The organism is Rhizobium sp. WYCCWR10014 (genome assembly GCF_001657485.1).
Taxonomy (GTDB): Bacteria; Pseudomonadota; Alphaproteobacteria; order Rhizobiales; family Rhizobiaceae; genus Rhizobium.
Map to the genome: position 1 here is coordinate 56,897 of NZ_LXFU01000035.1, position 16,141 is coordinate 73,037.

Consider the following 16,141-nt stretch of genomic DNA (forward strand, 5'->3'; position numbering starts at 1 on the left):
GATGGGCAGCCGCCTGCAGGGCAAGAACATCCTTATCACCGGTGCTGCGCAGGGTATCGGCCTTGCGATCGCAAAGGCTTTCCTGCGGGAGGATGCCGCTGTCTTTCTCGTCGATCGCGATGCGGCGCTGTTGGCGCAGGCGGCAAAAGAGCTTCAGAACAGCGGCGGCCGGCTTGGTTATCTGCCGGCTGATATTACCGATGCCGGGACGATCACGACATTGGTCGCTCAGGCGAATGAAGAAATCGGACAACTGAACGCGCTCGTCAATAATGCCGGGGTGAATGTCTTCGCCGAACCGCTCGAGACGACGGACGAGGAATGGAACCGCTGCTTCGACATCAATCTGAAGGGAGCATGGAACTGCTGCAAGGCGGTGCTGCCGGGCCTGATCGAACAGGGCGGCGGCGTTATCCTCAACATCGCCTCGACGCACGCTTTCACCATCATCCCGCACACATTTCCCTATCCGCTGGCAAAACACGCCCTGCTCGGAATGACGAAATCCTTGGGGCTGGAATATGCCGCCCGCAATATCCGCGTCAACGCACTGGCGCCGGGCTATGTCTCGACGCAGAAGGTGATCGACTACTGGAACGGCTTCCCTGATCCGGGGGCGGCAAAGGCCGAGACGATGAAACTGCATCCCGGCGGGCGCATCGCGACGCCGGAGGAGATTGCCATGGCGGCCGTGTTCATGATTTCCGACGAGTGCCCGTTCATCAATGCCACCTGCCTGACGATCGACGGCGGCCTCAGCGTGCTGCAGCATCCCGCTTGAAAGGGCTTCGATTCCGCTGATTTTTACAAGCCTGTCGTCTTCTCCGGATAGAGCATTATATTGCCCATCGGGAAGGCTCTCTGATCTCCCGCTGGCATGGAGCGGCGCCCCGCCGCTTTCTGAAAGCTCAATCGAAAACAGGAGGACGGCATGCAGATCAATCGTACGGCTTCGGCTCATTGGACCGGTGGCCTCAAGGACGGAAAAGGCCTGATCTCGACGCAGAGCGGCGCCCTGAAGGATTATCCCTACGGCTTTGCGAGCCGCTTCGAAGGCGTTGCCGGCACCAACCCGGAAGAACTGATCGGTGCCGCCCATGCCGGCTGCTTCACCATGGCGCTGTCGTTGATCCTCGGTGAAGCCGGCTTTACCGCCGAGCATATGGAAACCTCTGCCAAGGTGACGCTCGAAAGCGTCGAGGGCGGCTTTGCCATCACCGCCATCCATCTCTCGCTCTCCGGCCGTATTCCCGGTGCCGATGAGGCGACCTTCACCGAACTCGCCAACAAGGCAAAGGCCGGCTGCCCGGTTTCCAAGGCGCTCGCCTCCGTTCCGATCACACTCGACGTCAAGGTCGTCTGACTTGTCACTTTGAAGTGCCGCGCGCTTCGCCGCGGCACTTCCCATTTGCTGCCCCCATTCTCGGCGTCCGCCTATTCCGACGTCTCGGTCGTCGGCATCACGCGTGCGGGCCACGCATTCTCACCATTCATCGATCGTCTCGAGTTGGTGCTTTCGCCGGATCACGCTCGTCCGGCGAGACCTTGTGCTGCGCCACAGCATATTGACAAATAACGTCTGATATTTTACGACTGACGAAATTCGAAAATCGTCAGTCGTAATTGGACCTCGAAAATCATGAACGACATCGCGGAAAATACGCTCGACGTCACCCGGCAAGAGAATGTCACGCGCATTCTCGACGCGGCCGAACGGCTGTTTCGGCACTATGGCTACAGCAAGACGACGGTGGCCGACATTGCTCGCGATCTCGGCATGTCGCCCGCCAATATTTATCGTTTCTTCGCCTCCAAGGTTGAAATCCACCAGGCGCTCTGCGGGCGCATGCTCGCCACCGCCTATCAAATCGCCTATGACATTCGCCATCAGCCTATAAGCGCCAGCGAGCGGCTGCGCCGCTATGTCGAGACCCAGCATCAGTTGACGCTGGATCTGATGCTCGACGAGATGAAGGTGCACGAGATGATCATCGTCGCGATCGAGCGCGACTGGCATGTCATCGAGAAGCATATCGACCGTGTTCATGATCTCATTGCCGAAATCATCGCCGAAGGCATTGCAGCCGGGGAATTCGCCGAGCAAGACCCGGTCATTGCCTCGCGCTGCTTCGGTGCGGCGACGATCAATCTCTGCCATCCGCAGATGGTGGCGCAATGTCTTGCCAAAACGAACCGCGCAAGCGTCGACGAACTGATCGACTACGTGATCAGGGCGCTGAAGAAATAATGGACGGCAGCCGCCGTCGGAACCCCGAAACGATCCAGGAGTGCGGAAGATGTTTTCGCTCAAGACCCTCAGCCATCGCATGCCGTCCGTCGCCAGTCTCGTGCTCTTCGGCGCCATCGGCATCGGCGTTTCCGCCTGCTCGGAAGAGAAGGCTGAGGTCAAGCAAGTCATCCGGCCGGTGAAGGTCGTCGAGATCGCCAAGGCCGGCGACACCCGCAAGCTCGACTATTCCGGCTCGGTCAAGGCGCGTACGGAGATGAACCTCGGCTTTCGCGTCGCCGGCAAGATCACCGAACGCCTCGTCGATATCGGCGACAAGGTGAAGCCGGGCGACGTGCTCGCTCGGATGGACTCCACCGATTACCAACTGGCGGTCAAGACGGCGGAAGCCAATCTCGCAGCCGCTGAAAAAGGCGTCGAAACCGCCGATCTCGTGAACAAGCGCAATCAGCAGCTCTTCGACAAGAATGTTTCGCCGAAATCCCAGCTCGAGCAAGCCTCCCTCAGTTACGATCAGGCCGTTTCAAGCCGCGATGCCGCCGTCTCTGCGCTCGATCAGGCGAAGAACCAGGTGAGTTATGCGGAGCTGAAGGCCGACCACAACGGGATTGTCACGACCATCAATGCCGATGTCGGCCAGGTCGTTGCGTCGGGCACTCCCGTCGTCGCCGTTGCCGTCGATGGCGAAAAGGAAGTGCAGATTGCGGTTCCGGAAAATGACATTGCCGAATTCAAGCCGGGCAAGACAGTCAAGGCAAGCTTCTGGGCCGACGACAGGCTGGTGCTCGACGGCAAGGTGCGGGAGGTTTCCGGAAGCGCCGACCAGCAGTCGCGCACCTTTGCGGTCCGGGTGAGCCTGCCGAACGATCCGCGCGTTTTGCTGGGCATGACGGCGACGATCGAGGCCGATGTCAGCAACGGCAACAGCTATGTCTCGATCCCGCTCAGTGCCCTGGCTGAAAAGGACGGCAAGCAGATGGTCTGGACCGTCAACCGCGACACGGCGACCGTGCATGGCCGCGACATCAAGGTCGCCGATTTCACCGGCGACGGCGTGCATGTGACCGAGGGTCTCGATACCGGCGATCTCGTCGTTTCGGCCGGCACCCAGTTCATGAGCGAAAACCTGAAGGTGAAGGTGCCGGACCAGCAGTCGGCCCTGGCTGCCACGGACCAGACCGTCCGCTAATCGCGCCATAGGATAGGGAACAAGACCATGGACGCCACCACCGAAAAGCGGCCCTTCAATCTGTCGCGCTGGGCGATCGGACATCCAAGCATCGCCCGCTTCCTCTTCGGGCTGATCATCATCACCGGCGTGCTCGGCCTGATGCGCATGGGCCAGCGCGAGGACCCCGAATTCACTTTCCGCGTCATGGTCGTTCAGGCGATCTGGCCGGGTGCTTCCATCCAGGAAATGGAAGATCAGGTCGTCAACAAGATCGAGCGCAAGCTGCAGGAAACGCCGCATATCGACTGGGTCAAGTCCTATACGCGGGCGGGCAACGCGATCATCACCCTGCAGGTCAAGGGCGACACGAATTCGCAAGAAGTGGCGGATGCCTTCTACCAGGTGCGTAAAAAGGTCGGCGACATCTCCAATGAGCTGCCGCAGGGCCTGCTCGGCCCCTATTTCAACGACGAGTTCGGCGATACCTTCATCACGCTGCATTCGATCAGCGGCGACGGTTATTCCTATCCGGAATTGAAGAAATTCGCGATCCAGGCGCGCGACATGCTGCTGACGACGCCGGGCGTCGAGAAAGCCGTCATCATCGGCGACCAGCCTGAGAAGATCTATGTCGACGTCTCGTCGAAGGCGCTCGCCGAGCGCGGCCTGACGATCCTCGATCTGCAGAACGCCATCAAGGGCCAGAACAATGTCGATCCGGCCGGCTCCGTCGATACCGGCCTGCGCTCGGTGCGCATATCGGTCGAAGGCGACGTGAAGAAGGCGGCGGATATCCGTGAGCTGCGCCTTCGCGCCGGCGGCCAGGTGACGCGCCTCGGCGATATCGCCACCGTCAGTTCCGGGCTCGAAGATCCCTACCAGCGCAAGTACCGCTTCAACGGCCACGACAGCGTTCAGGTCGGCGTCGTGATGGCCAAGGGCTTCAATGTGACCGATGTCGGCAAGGGCGTGGAGGCGACCTATCAGCGCTTCGAGGAAGCGCTGCCCTACGGCGTCGCCGTCGATCAGATCGCCAACCAGCCCGACGTGGTGACGGATGCGGTCAGCGAATTCATGCATGCGCTCGGCGAAGCTCTCATCATCGTGCTGGTCGTCTCGTTCGTCTCGATCGGCTGGCGATCGGGCCTCGTCATCGCCATCGCCATTCCGCTGGTGCTCGCCGCCACCTTTGCGCTGATGTACGAACTCGGCATCGACCTGCAGCGCATCTCGCTTGGCGCGCTGATCATCGCGCTCGGCTTGCTCGTCGACGATGCGATGATCGTCGTCGAGATGATGGAGCGAAAGCTGGAGGAGGGGCTCGTCAAGATCGATGCGGCAAGCTTCGCTTATTCCTCGACCGCCTTCCCGATGCTGACGGGCACGCTGATCACCACGGCCGGCTTCATTCCCGTCGGCTTCGCCGCATCGACCGCCGGCGAATATGTGCGGTCGCTGTTCTACGTCGTCGGCATCGCGCTTGTCACCTCGTGGTTCGTCGCGGTCTACTTCACGCCGTGGCTCGGCTATATGATCCTCAAGCAGCGCCATCACGCCGGCGAGCATCACGACGCCTTCGATACCGGCTTCTACCGTCGGCTGCGCGGCACGGTCGGCTGGGCGGTGCGCCACCGTGTCATCGTGCTGCTGCTGACGCTCGGCACCTTTGTCACCAGCCTCTGGGCCTTCCAGTTCATACCGCAGAATTTCTTCCCGCAATCTTCGCGGCCGGAAATTCTCGTTGATCTGTGGCTGCCCGAGGGCACCAGCATCAAGGAAGTCGAGGTACAGGCAAAGGCGCTTGAAGCCAAGATGATGGATGATCCCGACAAGCGGTTCATCGCCACTTATATCGGCGAAGGCGCGCCGCGCTTCTTCCTGCCGCTCGACCAGCAGCTGCGCAATCCGAACTTCGCCCAGCTGCTCGTCATGGCCAATGACGAACCGGCACGCGAGCGGCTGATCGTCAAGCTGCGGACGATCCTTGCGGAAGACTTCCCCGACATTCGCGGCAAGGTCGACCGCCTCTTCCTCGGTCCGCCGACCGGCTGGCCGGTGCAGATGCGCGTCATGGGGCCTGACCGCCGGGAAGTCAGGGAGATCGCCGATCAGGTAAAGGCGCGCTTCCAGGCCAATCCGATGCTCGGCGCCATCCATGACGATTGGCTGGAAGAGGTGCCGGGGATGAAGCTGGTGATCGACCAGGATCGCGCCCGGGCACTCGGCGTCACCTCGCAGCGCGTCCGCCAGATGCTGCAGACCGCCATGTCAGGGGCTGCACTCGACGATTTCCGTGACGGCGAGGAGACGGTCTCCATCGTCGCCCGCGAGCCGGATGCCAGCCGCTCGTTGCTGTCGGCGGTCAACTCGGTCTATGTCCCGACGGATTTCGGCGGCTTCGTGCCGGTCTCGCAGGTTGCCAAGGTCGTGCCCGTCATGGAGCAGGGCATCGAATGGCGGCGCAACCGCCTGCCGACGATCACCGTGCGTGCGACGCTGCCTGACGATGTGCAGCCGAACGACGTGGTGATGAAGATGTATGCCGACATGAAGGACCTGCGCGACAGCCTGCCTGCCGGCTACAATGTCGAGATTCAGGGCGGCGCCGAGGATGCGGCGGAAAGCCAGATGTCGATCGCCGCCAAGGCGCCGATCATGCTCGCCGTCATCATCGTGCTGCTGATGGTGCAGCTGCAGCATTTCGGCAAGGCGATGCTGGTGCTCGCCACCGGTCCGCTCGGGATCATCGGTGCGGCGGCCGCATTGCTGATCAGCGGCGCGCCCTTCGGCTTCGTGGCGATCCTCGGCGTCATCGCGCTGCTCGGCATCATCATGCGCAACTCGATCATCCTGGTCGATCAGATCGACCAGGATATCAAGGCCGGTATGGACCGGCAGGAGGCGATCGTCGGTGCCGCCGTGCGGCGTTTCCGGCCGATCATGCTGACGGCGCTGACCGCCGTGCTGGCGCTGATCCCGATCTCGCGCGGTGTCTTCTGGGGTCCGCTCGCCTACGCGATGATGGGCGGCATCCTGGTTGCGACCGTGCTTACCATTCTGGTTCTGCCCGCCGGTTACGCCCTTTTCTTCGGCCGGGAGCCGAAGACAAAAGACGAGCCAGGCCAGCATGCCGACGCCATCCAGGAAGAGGCGGATGACAGACATCCGCCGGCGTTGGCAGCAGAGTGAGGACGGCGCGGCGAAAGCCGCGCCGTTTTCCTTGCAGGTCGCAGCTTACTCAACAAAGCGCGCTGCTGCCTCCAGCGCCGCGCAGTCTTTACGGGCTACTCCGTCTTGGAGCTGCGCGCCGATTCCATTGCCGCCTCGAAAAAGCTAAGCTGCAAACGCATGCCGGGAGAGCAACCGCGATCCCGGCCACTCATTGACGAGGCAGGGCACGACCATGGCCGATTACCATCTGGAAGCAAGCTGGAGCCCGATCGAGGGCAGTTTCGGGCGCCTCACCTTCACGCTTTTCAATATTTCGACCGAGCCGCTGTCCGGCTTCTCGCTCACCTATACGTCAGAGACGCGAGTTGCCGACAAACATGTCTGCGACGGCGGCAGCCTCAAGCGGCAGGTCGCGCATTTCCATGAATTCCTGCCGCCCGAAGACCTGACCGTGCCGCCCGGCGGGCGCTGGCGGTTCACCGTCGAGGGGCTGACCAGGGAGCCGAAACATAGGACATCAGGCGTCAAATCGGCCTTTCTGACATTTGGCGATGGACGCCACGTTCCTGTTGGTTTCGGCGATCTCATGCTCGAAGGACGGAATGGTGGCGTGGCGCCGCCGCTTCTGCCGCCGGGCCGGGCCGAGGAACCGTATTCGCTGCTGCCCTGGCCGCTGGCGCTCGGGCTGAAGGCGGGAGAGCTGCCGGTTATCCTTTATCCGGCCGAGCGGACACGGCCCGATGCGGTCAAGGCGCTCTCGCTGGTTCTCGCGCTCTACCAGCGGCTCTATCCGGCCGACAATATGCCGTTTTCCCTCAGTGCCGTCGAAGGCGGGCGGGCCATTCGTTTCGTCACCGAATCGTCGATCGCCGCCTTCGCTTACGAATTGCGTTTTACCGCGCATGAGATCGTGCTTTCGAGTTCGGACGATGCCGGGCGGCATTACGGGCTGATCAGCCTGGCGCAACTGCTGCACGGCGCCCGCGCCGATCCCGAGCGATTCAAATTCCCCAGTTTCGGCACGATCGCCGACCAGCCGCGTTATGAGTGGCGCGGCTGCCATCTCGATGTGTCCAGGCAGTTCTATCCGGTGGCGGACGTCGTACGGCTGATGGATATTCTCGCCTGGAACAAGCTCAACATCTTCCATTGGCATCTGACCGATGACGAAGCGTGGCGGCTGGAGATCAAGGTCTATCCCGCGCTGACGGAGATCGGCGCCCGGCGCGGGCCGGATGAGGTGCTCGTGCCGCAGCTTGGCGACGGGGCGCAAACGCGCTCCGGCCATTACACGCAGGAGGACGCCAGGCGGATCGTTGCCCATGCAGCCTCGCTGCATATCGAAGTGGTGCCGGAAATCGATATTCCAGGCCACAGCATGGCGACGCTGTTCTCACTGCCCGAGCTCGTCGACGGGCAGGAGGCGCCGGACAGTTACCGCTCGGTGCAGGGTTATCCGAACAACGCCCTCAATCCGGCGGTGGAATTCACCTATGAATTTCTCGGCAAGGTGTTCGACGAGATGGTGACGCTGTTTCCCGGCGAATATCTTCATATCGGCGGCGACGAGGTGGCGCATGGCTCCTGGCTGTCCTCGCCGCTCTGCAAGGCACTGATGGCGCGGGAGAAACTTGCCGGCACCGCCGAGCTGCAATCCTATTTCCTGAAACGTATCAAAGCCATGCTGTCGGAGCGCGGCAGGAAACTTGCCGGCTGGAACGAGGTCTCGCATGGCGGCGGCGTCGACCGCGACGGCACGCTGCTGATGGCCTGGGAAAAGCCCGCCGTCGGCATCGAGCTGGCGCAGGAAGGCTACGACGTGGTGATGACACCGGGGCAGGCCTATTATCTCGACATGGCGCAGGCTGAGGCATGGGCCGAGCCTGGCGCCGCCTGGGCGGGCTACGCACCGCCAGAACACACCTACGCTTACGAGGCCGAGGGCGAGCTGCCGGAGGCGCTGCAGGAGAAGATGCGCGGCATCCAGGCCTGCATCTGGACCGAGAATTTCGTCTCGCGCGCCTATTTCAACCGGCTGGTTTTTCCGCGTCTCCCGGCGGTCGCCGAGGCTGCCTGGACGCCTTCTGTGCGTAAGGACTGGGACCGCTTCGCAGCGATCGTGCGGATGTGGCCGGTGCTTTAAGGAAACGCAACTGCGGACGGAAAATCGCTTCGCACTTTTCGTGGAATTGCTTCAGGCCATCTCGGCCTTCAGTCCCAGTAGTGCCGCGCCAATCAGGCCGGGTTCGATGCGGCATTCGCTGCGCACCACCAGCGGGCGGTCGAATTTGCGCAGGATACGGGCGCGCACGGCGTGGTCGAGCTCGGCAAGCAGCGGCTCGACATTGGAAAGCCCGCCACCGACCGGCACGATGGTCGCGCCAGTGATGTTGATCGTCAGCGCCAAGGGCGAGGCGACGAGATCGACATAGACGTCGATCGTCCGTGTCGCCTTCTCCTCTCCATGGCGCCATTGAGCGATGATCTCCTCGCTGGCAAAGTCGAGATCGTGCAGCGTCTTGTGCAGGCGCTCCAGGCCGCGGGCGCCGCCGACGGTGTCGACGCAACCCTTCTGGCCGCAGCCGCAGGCATAAGCGGGAATGGCGACGGGCGGATTGCCGGCTGCGGATGCGATGATCGGCCCGTGACCCCATTCGCCGGCAAAGCCGCCGGCCTCGTTGACGAGGCGTCCGTCGGCAACCAGGCCGCCGCCGACGCCGGTACCGAGGATGGCGCCGAAGACGATGCGGTGGCCGCGGCCGGCGCCGAGGCCGGCTTCGGCCATCGCGAAACAGTCGGCGTCGTTAGCGATCAGCACCGGCAGGCTGAGCTCGGCTTCGAGGTCGGACGCGAGCGTGCGGTCGTGGATGCAGGGAATGTTGGCGCAGATCAGGCGCTGCGTATCGGGATCGACGACGCCGGCGATGGAAAGGGCGATGCCGTTCGGCTGTTCGCCGGTTTCGGCGATGATGCCGCGCAGGCTCTCGACGAAAGCGGCAAAATCATCCCTGGGTGTCGGACGGCGGCCGAGGGGAACGATGTCTGTCTCGGAACGAGCGATGCCACCCTTGATGGCGGTGCCACCGATGTCGAATGAAATGATCATTGCCACTCTGCCGTTTCTCTAGTCTCCCGCGTCTGCTTGCATTGTTGACGGGGAATTTCAAGCGTTCATTCGGCGGTGGTGTCGCGGGCTTTATGGTCGTGCCGAGTGCCACCCCTCTGTTCGGCCGGACATCTCTCCCACAGGTGGGGAGATCGGATAGACGGGACGGGTTTCCATCTTCCATTCCGTCATGGCAAGACGTTGGAGAAAGCTGGTGAACCGAAGCCCATCGGCTCCGATCGCAGCCGCAATTTCTAACCCCGCAAGTCATTCAATTGGCATATTGCATCGCCAGAATCCGGCCCTACACTTTCATCAACTGCCGGACCCACGACCATCGATACGAGAGAAAACAATACCATCCGAAGAGCACGTCCCAAAGGCCGCCGCCTCTCATCCATTTTGCGGCAGATGGCCGCCGATCACAGCCGCGAACGGATCTCGATCGGCGATCTATTCGATACGATGGGTGACAGGGCGATCAGCGCGTTGATGCTGATCTTCGCGCTTCCGAACGCCTTTCCCACTCCGCCGGGCACCTCGGCGGTGCTCGGCGCGCCCTTGGTCTTCCTGGCAGCGCAACTGACCTTCGGGCTGAAACCCTGGCTACCGAAGGTGATTGCCAACCGTTCGATGCGGCGGGAGGATTTCGAGACCATTGTCGGCCGCATCCACCGCTGGCTCGCTTGGGCGGAGCGCATGCTGAAGCCGAGGCTTGCGATCTTCGCCGAACCGCCGGCGGAATATCTTGCCGGGGCGGCATGCCTGCTGTTGTCGATCGTGCTGCTGCTGCCGGTTCCGCTCGGCAATATCCTGCCGGCGGTCACGATCTCGGTCTTCGCGTTCGGGATCTTGGGCCGTGACGGTCTTTTCGCGCTCATCGGCTTCGTGATGACGGCCGTGTCGCTCGTCGTTGCCGGCGGGGTGATTTACGGTCTCGTGAAGGCGGCGATCTATCTCGTCGTGCAATGGTTTGCTTGAGCGGGTTTACCCGAGTGACGGCGGTTATTTGGCGGGGCTCCTTGCAACAGGCTCGACATTTGCCGGAATTTTGTTTTGATCTGGCGCGATACAGACTCAAATCATGTTCGGCGACGGCACGCCGGCTCATTTTGCGCGGTAGGCATTAGATGGTAAAAAGATCCGAGACCCCTGCACGGCTCGACGATGCGGCGCGTGCCGGCTGGCTCTATTACGTTGCCGGGCGTACGCAGGATGAAATCGCCGCTGCGATGGGCATCTCGCGGCAATCGGCGCAGCGGCTGGTGTCGCTGGCGGTTGCCGAGCGCCTGATCAAGGTGCGGCTCGATCATCCGATCGCCGCTTGCCTCGAGCTCGGCAATCAGCTGCGGCGGAAATTCGGGCTGAAACATGTGGAGGTGGTGCCGAGCGATCCCGCGTCGTCGTCGACGACGGTCGGTATCGCCGAGGCGGCGGCGGCCGAGATCGAGCGGTGGCTGAAGCGGCCGGAGCCGATCGTCCTCGCCATCGGGACCGGCCGCACGCTGAAGGCAGCCGTCGACCAGCTTCCGGCGATCGAATGTCCCAATCACCGCATCGTTTCGCTGACCGGCAATATCGCCCCGGACGGGTCGGCCGCCTATTACAACGTCATTTTCAGCATGGCCGATGCGGTGAAGGCACGGCATTATCCGATGCCGTTGCCGGTGCTCGTCACCTCGGCGGAGGAGCGGGAGCTGCTGCATGGCCAACAGCTGGTGCGCTCGACGCTGAACATGAGCGCGCAAGCCGATGTCACCTTCGTCGGCATCGGCGAGCTCGGCATCGATGGACCGCTCTGCGTCGACGGTTTTCTGGAGAAGGACGAGATGATGGAGCTGATGCGCGGGGGGGCCGTCGGCGAAATCTGCGGCTGGATCTTCGATGTCGACGGCAGGTTGATCGACAACCCGATCAACGAGCGCGTCGCGTCAGCGCCGATCCCGTCCCGCGACGCATCGATGGTCATTGGGCTGGCCAAGGGGAAGCGCAAATTCAAGGCGATCAGAGCTGCCGTTGTCGGCCATCAAATCAATGCTTTGATCACTGATGAAGAGACTGCTGAGTTTTTGCTCAGGAATTGAGCAAAAAATATTTTAATTAAATCAATGAGATGACCATCTCCTTCGGCATCGCAGCAACGATTGTCGATTGACATTCTTTGTCGTTTGTTGAGTAATTGCCCATGAGCGAAGCGAATGCTCACACCCCATCTTCTGGGAGGAAGATTATGACATTGAGAACTTTTCTGCTGGGCGCCTGCTCAGCACTGGCGTTTGCCGGTATGGCTTCGGCCGAAACGCTGACCATTGCGACCGTGAACAACGGCGACATGATCCGGATGCAGAAGCTGACGGATGATTTCAAGGCGAAGAATCCCGGCATCGACCTTGAATGGGTAACCCTCGAAGAAAACGTGCTGCGCCAGAAGGTCACGACCGACATCGCGACCAAGGGCGGCCAGTACGACGTCTTGACGATCGGCACCTATGAAGTACCGATCTGGGCAAAGCAGGGCTGGCTGGTGCCGCTCGACAATCTCGGCGCCAATTACGACGTCGACGACCTGCTGCCGGCAATCCGCAGCGGCCTGACCATGGACGGAAAGCTCTATGCGGCGCCGTTCTACGGCGAAAGCTCGATGGTCATGTACCGCAAGGACCTGTTCGACGCTGCCGGCCTGAAGATGCCGGACGCTCCGACCTGGGACTTCATTGCCGACGCTGCCCGCAAGATCACCAACAAGGACAAGGAAGTCTACGGCATCTGCCTGCGCGGCAAGGCCGGCTGGGGCGAGAACATGGCCTTCCTGACGGCGATGTCCAACTCCTTCGGCGCCCGCTGGTTCGATGAAAGCTGGAAGCCACAGTTCGATCAGCCCGAATGGAAGGACACGCTCGACTTCTACGTCAAGCTGATGAAGGATGCCGGCCCTCCGGGCGCTTCCTCCAACGGCTTTAACGAGAACCTGGCGCTCTTCCAGACCGGCAAGTGCGGCATGTGGATCGACGCAACGGTTGCTGCGTCCTTCGTCAGCAACCCGAAGGAATCGACCGTCGCCGACAAGGTCGGCTTTGCGCTGGCTCCCGACAAGGGTCTCGGCAAGCGCGGCAACTGGCTGTGGGCCTGGAGCCTTGCCATCCCGGCAGGTTCGCAGAAGGCCGAAGCCGCCGAGAAGTTCGTCGCCTGGGCCACGAGCAAGGATTACACCAACCTCGTCGCCGAGAAGGAAGGTTGGCTGAACGCACCTCCGGGCACCCGCGCCTCGCTTTATGCGAATGCCGAGTACCAGAAGGCGGCTCCCTTCGCCAAGACGACGATCGACTCGATCAACTCGGCCGATCCGAGCAAGCCGACCGTCAAGCCGGTCCCTTATGTCGGCGTCCAGTTCGTGGCGATCCCGGAATTCCAGGGCATCGGCACGGCGATCGGTCAGCAGTTCTCGGCAGCCCTTGCCGGCCAGCTTTCGGTCGACCAGGCGTTGCAGAGCGCACAGCAGCTGGCCACCCGCGAAATGACCAAGGCTGGCTACATTAAATAAAACCTCCTGAGCAAGAGGCGGATCCTTGACAATCCGCCCCTCTGGGCCGCCGATTGCCCGAACTGCATCGGCGGCCGCTTTTTTCCCAGACAAAGCTGCCTTGCGGCCGCTCCCCGCTTCAGTCCAGATCGGTGATTGCCATGGCAACGTTACATACCCGCTCCTCCGCGCGCCTGATGATTGCGCCTTCCGTGCTGCTCCTCTTTGCATGGATGATCGTCCCGCTGGCGATGACGATCTATTTCTCGCTGCTGAACTACAATCTGCTCAGCCCCGGCATGGAAAGCTTCGTCGGTTTTCTGAACTATCAGTACTTCCTGACGGATCCGGCCTTCTTCGCCGCGCTGATCAACACGCTGCTGCTTGTTGCCGGCGTGTTGTTGATCACCGTCATCGGCGGCATCGCCTTTGCGCTGTTGCTCGACCAGCCGATGTACGGCCAGGGCATCGTGCGCATCCTGGTGATTGCGCCGTTCTTCGTCATGCCGACAGTGGCAGCGCTGGTCTGGAAGAACATGTTCATGAACCCGGTCAACGGGTTGTTTGCCCATCTTGCCAAGGCGCTCGGCCTGCAGCCGATCGACTGGTTGGCGAATGCCCCGCTGTTTTCCGTCATTCTGATCGTCGCCTGGCAGTGGTTGCCCTTTGCCACCCTCATCATGCTGACGGCGCTGCAGTCGCTCGACGAGGAGCAGAAGGAAGCCTCCGAGATGGACGGCGCCGGGCCGATCTCGAAATTCATCTACATCATCCTGCCGCACATGGCGCGCGCCATCACCGTGGTGATCCTGATCCAGACGATCTTCCTGCTTTCGGTCTTTGCCGAAATCCTCGTCACCACCAATGGCGGGCCGGGCACCGACAGCACCAACCTCACCTATCTCGTCTATGTGCAGGCGCTTCTCCAGTTCGATATCGGCGGGGCATCGGCTGGCGGCATTGTGGCTGTTATCCTCGCCAATATCGTCGCGATCTTCCTCGTGCGCCTCGTCGGCAAGAATCTGGAGGCTTGAGATGGCCAGAAAAGTTACAACGCAACGTAAGGTCATCGTCACCGCGATCGCCTGGACGCTCGGCATCCTGATCTTCTTCCCGATTCTCTGGACCTTCCTGACCAGCTTCAAGTCGGAAGCCGACGCCATCGCCTCGCCGCCGCAGTTCCTGTTCTTCCACTGGACGACCGAGAATTATACGGAAGTGCAGAGCCGGTCGAACTATCTGGGCCACTTCATGAACTCGGTGATCATCTCCTTCGGCTCGACGCTGATCGGCCTGGTCATCGCCATTCCGGCCGCCTGGGCGATGGCGTTTTCGCCGACCAAGCGGACCAAGGACGTGCTGATGTGGATGCTGTCGACCAAGATGATGCCGCCGGTCGGCGCGCTGATCCCGATCTATCTGATGTTCCGCAATTTTGGCCTGCTCGACACGCGCACCGGCCTGGTGATCGTGCTGACGCTGATCAACCTGCCGATCATCGTCTGGATGCTCTACACCTACTTCAAGGAAATCCCCGGCGAGATCCTGGAGGCGGCGCGCATGGATGGGGCGTCGCTGATGAAGGAGATCGTCTACGTGCTGACGCCGATGGCGGTGCCCGGCATTGCCTCGACGCTGCTTTTGAACATCATCCTTGCCTGGAACGAGGCGTTCTGGACGCTCAACCTCACCGCCTCGAAGGCGGCGCCGCTGACGGCCTTCATCGCCTCCTATTCCAGCCCCGAGGGCCTGTTTTACGCCAAGCTGTCGGCGGCATCGACGATGGCGATCGCGCCGATCCTGATCCTTGGCTGGTTCAGCCAGAAACAACTCGTCCGCGGCCTGACCTTCGGCGCTGTGAAATAACATAAAAGGGAGAGAAACATGGGCAGCATTACCCTTCAGAAGGTTTCCAAGGTCTTCGGCGAAGCCAAGGTCATCCCTTCGATCGATCTCGACATCAAGGACGGCGAATTCGTCGTCTTCGTCGGCCCGTCGGGCTGCGGCAAGTCCACGCTGCTCCGGCTGATCGCCGGGCTCGAGGATGTCTCCGGCGGCAAGATCGTGATCGACGGCAGGGACGCCACCGAAAAGGCGCCGTCTGAGCGCGGCCTTGCCATGGTGTTCCAGTCCTATGCACTTTATCCGCATATGAGCGTGCGTAACAACATCGCCTTCCCGCTGAAGATGGCCGGGATCGACAAGGCGGAGATCGACCGCAAGGTGAGCGATGCCGCCCGGGTGCTTAATCTCACCGATTATCTCGAACGCAAGCCGCGCCAGCTGTCCGGCGGCCAGCGCCAGCGCGTGGCGATCGGCCGCGCCATCGTGCGCCAGCCCTCGGCCTTCCTGTTCGACGAACCGCTGTCGAACCTCGATGCGGCGCTGCGCGTCAACATGCGCCTCGAAATCAGCGAGTTGCACCAGCAGCTGAAGACGACGATGGTCTACGTCACCCACGACCAGGTCGAGGCGATGACCATGGCCGACAAGATCGTCGTCCTGAACAGGGGCAATATCGAGCAGGTCGGATCGCCGCTCGAACTCTACAGTCGCCCCCGCAACCTCTTCGTCGCCGGCTTCATCGGATCGCCGAAAATGAACTTCATCACCGGCCAAAACGCCGCCGCGCTCAATGCTCATACCATCGGCGTCCGGCCCGAGCATGTGCTGCTGTCGATGGAAAGCGGCGACTGGAAGGGCAGGGTCGTGGTCGCCGAACATCTCGGTTCCGACACCTTCCTGCATATCGATGCCGATGGCATCGGCATGCTGACGGCGCGCGGCAGCGGCGATTTCGCCGCCAAAGCGGGCGATACGGTCTTCCTGACGCCGGACCGTTCGCGTATTCATAAATTCAACGAAGGCGGTCTTGCCATCTGAGGCAGCCGGCCGGGCCGGGGGCAGGCATGCGAGCCGGACGAT

13 protein-coding genes are annotated in these 16,141 nt (G+C 61.8%); 12 read left to right on the forward strand and 1 reads right to left on the reverse strand.

Going from position 1 to position 16,141, the window contains the following annotated elements; genetic code table 11:
* Position 1: 1 nt before the first annotated feature.
* From A6U98_RS14605 to A6U98_RS14630, 6 genes are all read left to right on the forward strand, one after another.
* A complete protein-coding gene (locus A6U98_RS14605; RefSeq protein WP_064650877.1) occupies positions 2-781 on the forward strand; it encodes an SDR family oxidoreductase in 780 nt (259 codons plus the stop codon).
* A gap of 150 nt (positions 782-931) precedes the next feature.
* Entirely contained in the window at positions 932-1,363 is a 432-nt protein-coding gene (locus tag A6U98_RS14610; protein WP_003543147.1) for an OsmC family protein, read from the forward strand.
* A gap of 276 nt (positions 1,364-1,639) precedes the next feature.
* Complete coding sequence (locus tag A6U98_RS14615; protein ID WP_064650879.1) at positions 1,640-2,248, forward strand: TetR family transcriptional regulator; 609 nt, start codon at positions 1,640-1,642, stop codon at positions 2,246-2,248.
* 49 nt (positions 2,249-2,297) lie between these two features.
* Positions 2,298-3,437 (forward strand): efflux RND transporter periplasmic adaptor subunit, encoded by a 1,140-nt coding sequence (locus tag A6U98_RS14620; RefSeq protein WP_064650881.1) that lies wholly within the window; start codon positions 2,298-2,300, stop codon positions 3,435-3,437.
* A 27-nt stretch (positions 3,438-3,464) separates the two neighbouring features.
* Complete coding sequence (locus A6U98_RS14625) at positions 3,465-6,608, forward strand: efflux RND transporter permease subunit (protein WP_064650883.1); 3,144 nt, start codon at positions 3,465-3,467, stop codon at positions 6,606-6,608.
* A 214-nt stretch (positions 6,609-6,822) separates the two neighbouring features.
* On the forward strand, positions 6,823-8,733 hold the full coding sequence (locus A6U98_RS14630) for a family 20 glycosylhydrolase (protein ID WP_064651371.1): 1,911 nt from the start codon (positions 6,823-6,825) through the stop codon (positions 8,731-8,733).
* Between the two features lie 51 nt (positions 8,734-8,784).
* Here A6U98_RS14630 and A6U98_RS14635 read toward each other — a convergent pair whose 3' ends face one another.
* The gene (locus A6U98_RS14635; RefSeq protein ID WP_064650885.1) at positions 8,785-9,696 is read right to left on the reverse strand and encodes an ROK family protein; all 912 of its coding nucleotides are present in this window, start codon (positions 9,694-9,696) and stop codon (positions 8,785-8,787) included.
* Between the two features lie 402 nt (positions 9,697-10,098).
* On the opposite strand from A6U98_RS14635, the gene A6U98_RS14640 reads away from it, so the two are divergent.
* The 6 genes from A6U98_RS14640 to A6U98_RS14665 all read left to right on the forward strand — a co-directional run bounded on the left by A6U98_RS14640 (position 10,099) and on the right by A6U98_RS14665 (position 16,099).
* Positions 10,099-10,677, forward strand: a complete 579-nt coding sequence (locus tag A6U98_RS14640) for an exopolysaccharide biosynthesis protein (protein ID WP_017962197.1) — start codon at positions 10,099-10,101, stop codon at positions 10,675-10,677.
* Between the two features lie 149 nt (positions 10,678-10,826).
* Complete coding sequence (locus A6U98_RS14645) at positions 10,827-11,780, forward strand: sugar-binding transcriptional regulator (protein ID WP_064650889.1); 954 nt, start codon at positions 10,827-10,829, stop codon at positions 11,778-11,780.
* 146 nt (positions 11,781-11,926) lie between these two features.
* The gene (locus A6U98_RS14650) at positions 11,927-13,237 is read left to right on the forward strand and encodes a sugar ABC transporter substrate-binding protein (protein WP_064650891.1); all 1,311 of its coding nucleotides are present in this window, start codon (positions 11,927-11,929) and stop codon (positions 13,235-13,237) included.
* A gap of 140 nt (positions 13,238-13,377) precedes the next feature.
* On the forward strand, positions 13,378-14,250 hold the full coding sequence (locus A6U98_RS14655; protein WP_029871796.1) for a sugar ABC transporter permease: 873 nt from the start codon (positions 13,378-13,380) through the stop codon (positions 14,248-14,250).
* 1 nt (position 14,251) lies between these two features.
* Positions 14,252-15,082, forward strand: coding sequence for a carbohydrate ABC transporter permease (locus A6U98_RS14660; RefSeq protein WP_064650894.1), 831 nt, complete (start codon positions 14,252-14,254; stop codon positions 15,080-15,082).
* 18 nt (positions 15,083-15,100) lie between these two features.
* Positions 15,101-16,099 carry an ABC transporter ATP-binding protein gene (locus A6U98_RS14665; RefSeq protein WP_064650896.1) on the forward strand — a complete coding sequence of 333 codons (999 nt, stop codon included), beginning with the start codon at positions 15,101-15,103 and terminating at the stop codon, positions 16,097-16,099.
* Positions 16,100-16,141 lie beyond the last annotated feature (42 nt).

Bases quoted from the DNA above. Each gene is read 5' to 3' on its own strand.
- A6U98_RS14630 (WP_064651371.1), top strand. From the start codon at position 6,823: ATGGCCGATTACCATCTGGAAGCAAGCTGGAGCCCGATCGAGGGCAGT.
- A6U98_RS14635 (WP_064650885.1), bottom strand. From the start codon at position 9,696: ATGATCATTTCATTCGACATCGGTGGCACCGCCATCAAGGGTGGCATC.
- A6U98_RS14605 (WP_064650877.1), top strand. From the start codon at position 2: ATGGGCAGCCGCCTGCAGGGCAAGAACATCCTTATCACCGGTGCTGCG.
- A6U98_RS14610 (WP_003543147.1), top strand. From the start codon at position 932: ATGCAGATCAATCGTACGGCTTCGGCTCATTGGACCGGTGGCCTCAAG.
- A6U98_RS14620 (WP_064650881.1), top strand. From the start codon at position 2,298: ATGTTTTCGCTCAAGACCCTCAGCCATCGCATGCCGTCCGTCGCCAGT.
- A6U98_RS14655 (WP_029871796.1), top strand. From the start codon at position 13,378: ATGGCAACGTTACATACCCGCTCCTCCGCGCGCCTGATGATTGCGCCT.
- A6U98_RS14625 (WP_064650883.1), top strand. From the start codon at position 3,465: ATGGACGCCACCACCGAAAAGCGGCCCTTCAATCTGTCGCGCTGGGCG.
- A6U98_RS14615 (WP_064650879.1), top strand. From the start codon at position 1,640: ATGAACGACATCGCGGAAAATACGCTCGACGTCACCCGGCAAGAGAAT.
- A6U98_RS14665 (WP_064650896.1), top strand. From the start codon at position 15,101: ATGGGCAGCATTACCCTTCAGAAGGTTTCCAAGGTCTTCGGCGAAGCC.
- A6U98_RS14645 (WP_064650889.1), top strand. From the start codon at position 10,827: ATGGTAAAAAGATCCGAGACCCCTGCACGGCTCGACGATGCGGCGCGT.
- A6U98_RS14660 (WP_064650894.1), top strand. From the start codon at position 14,252: ATGGCCAGAAAAGTTACAACGCAACGTAAGGTCATCGTCACCGCGATC.
- A6U98_RS14650 (WP_064650891.1), top strand. From the start codon at position 11,927: ATGACATTGAGAACTTTTCTGCTGGGCGCCTGCTCAGCACTGGCGTTT.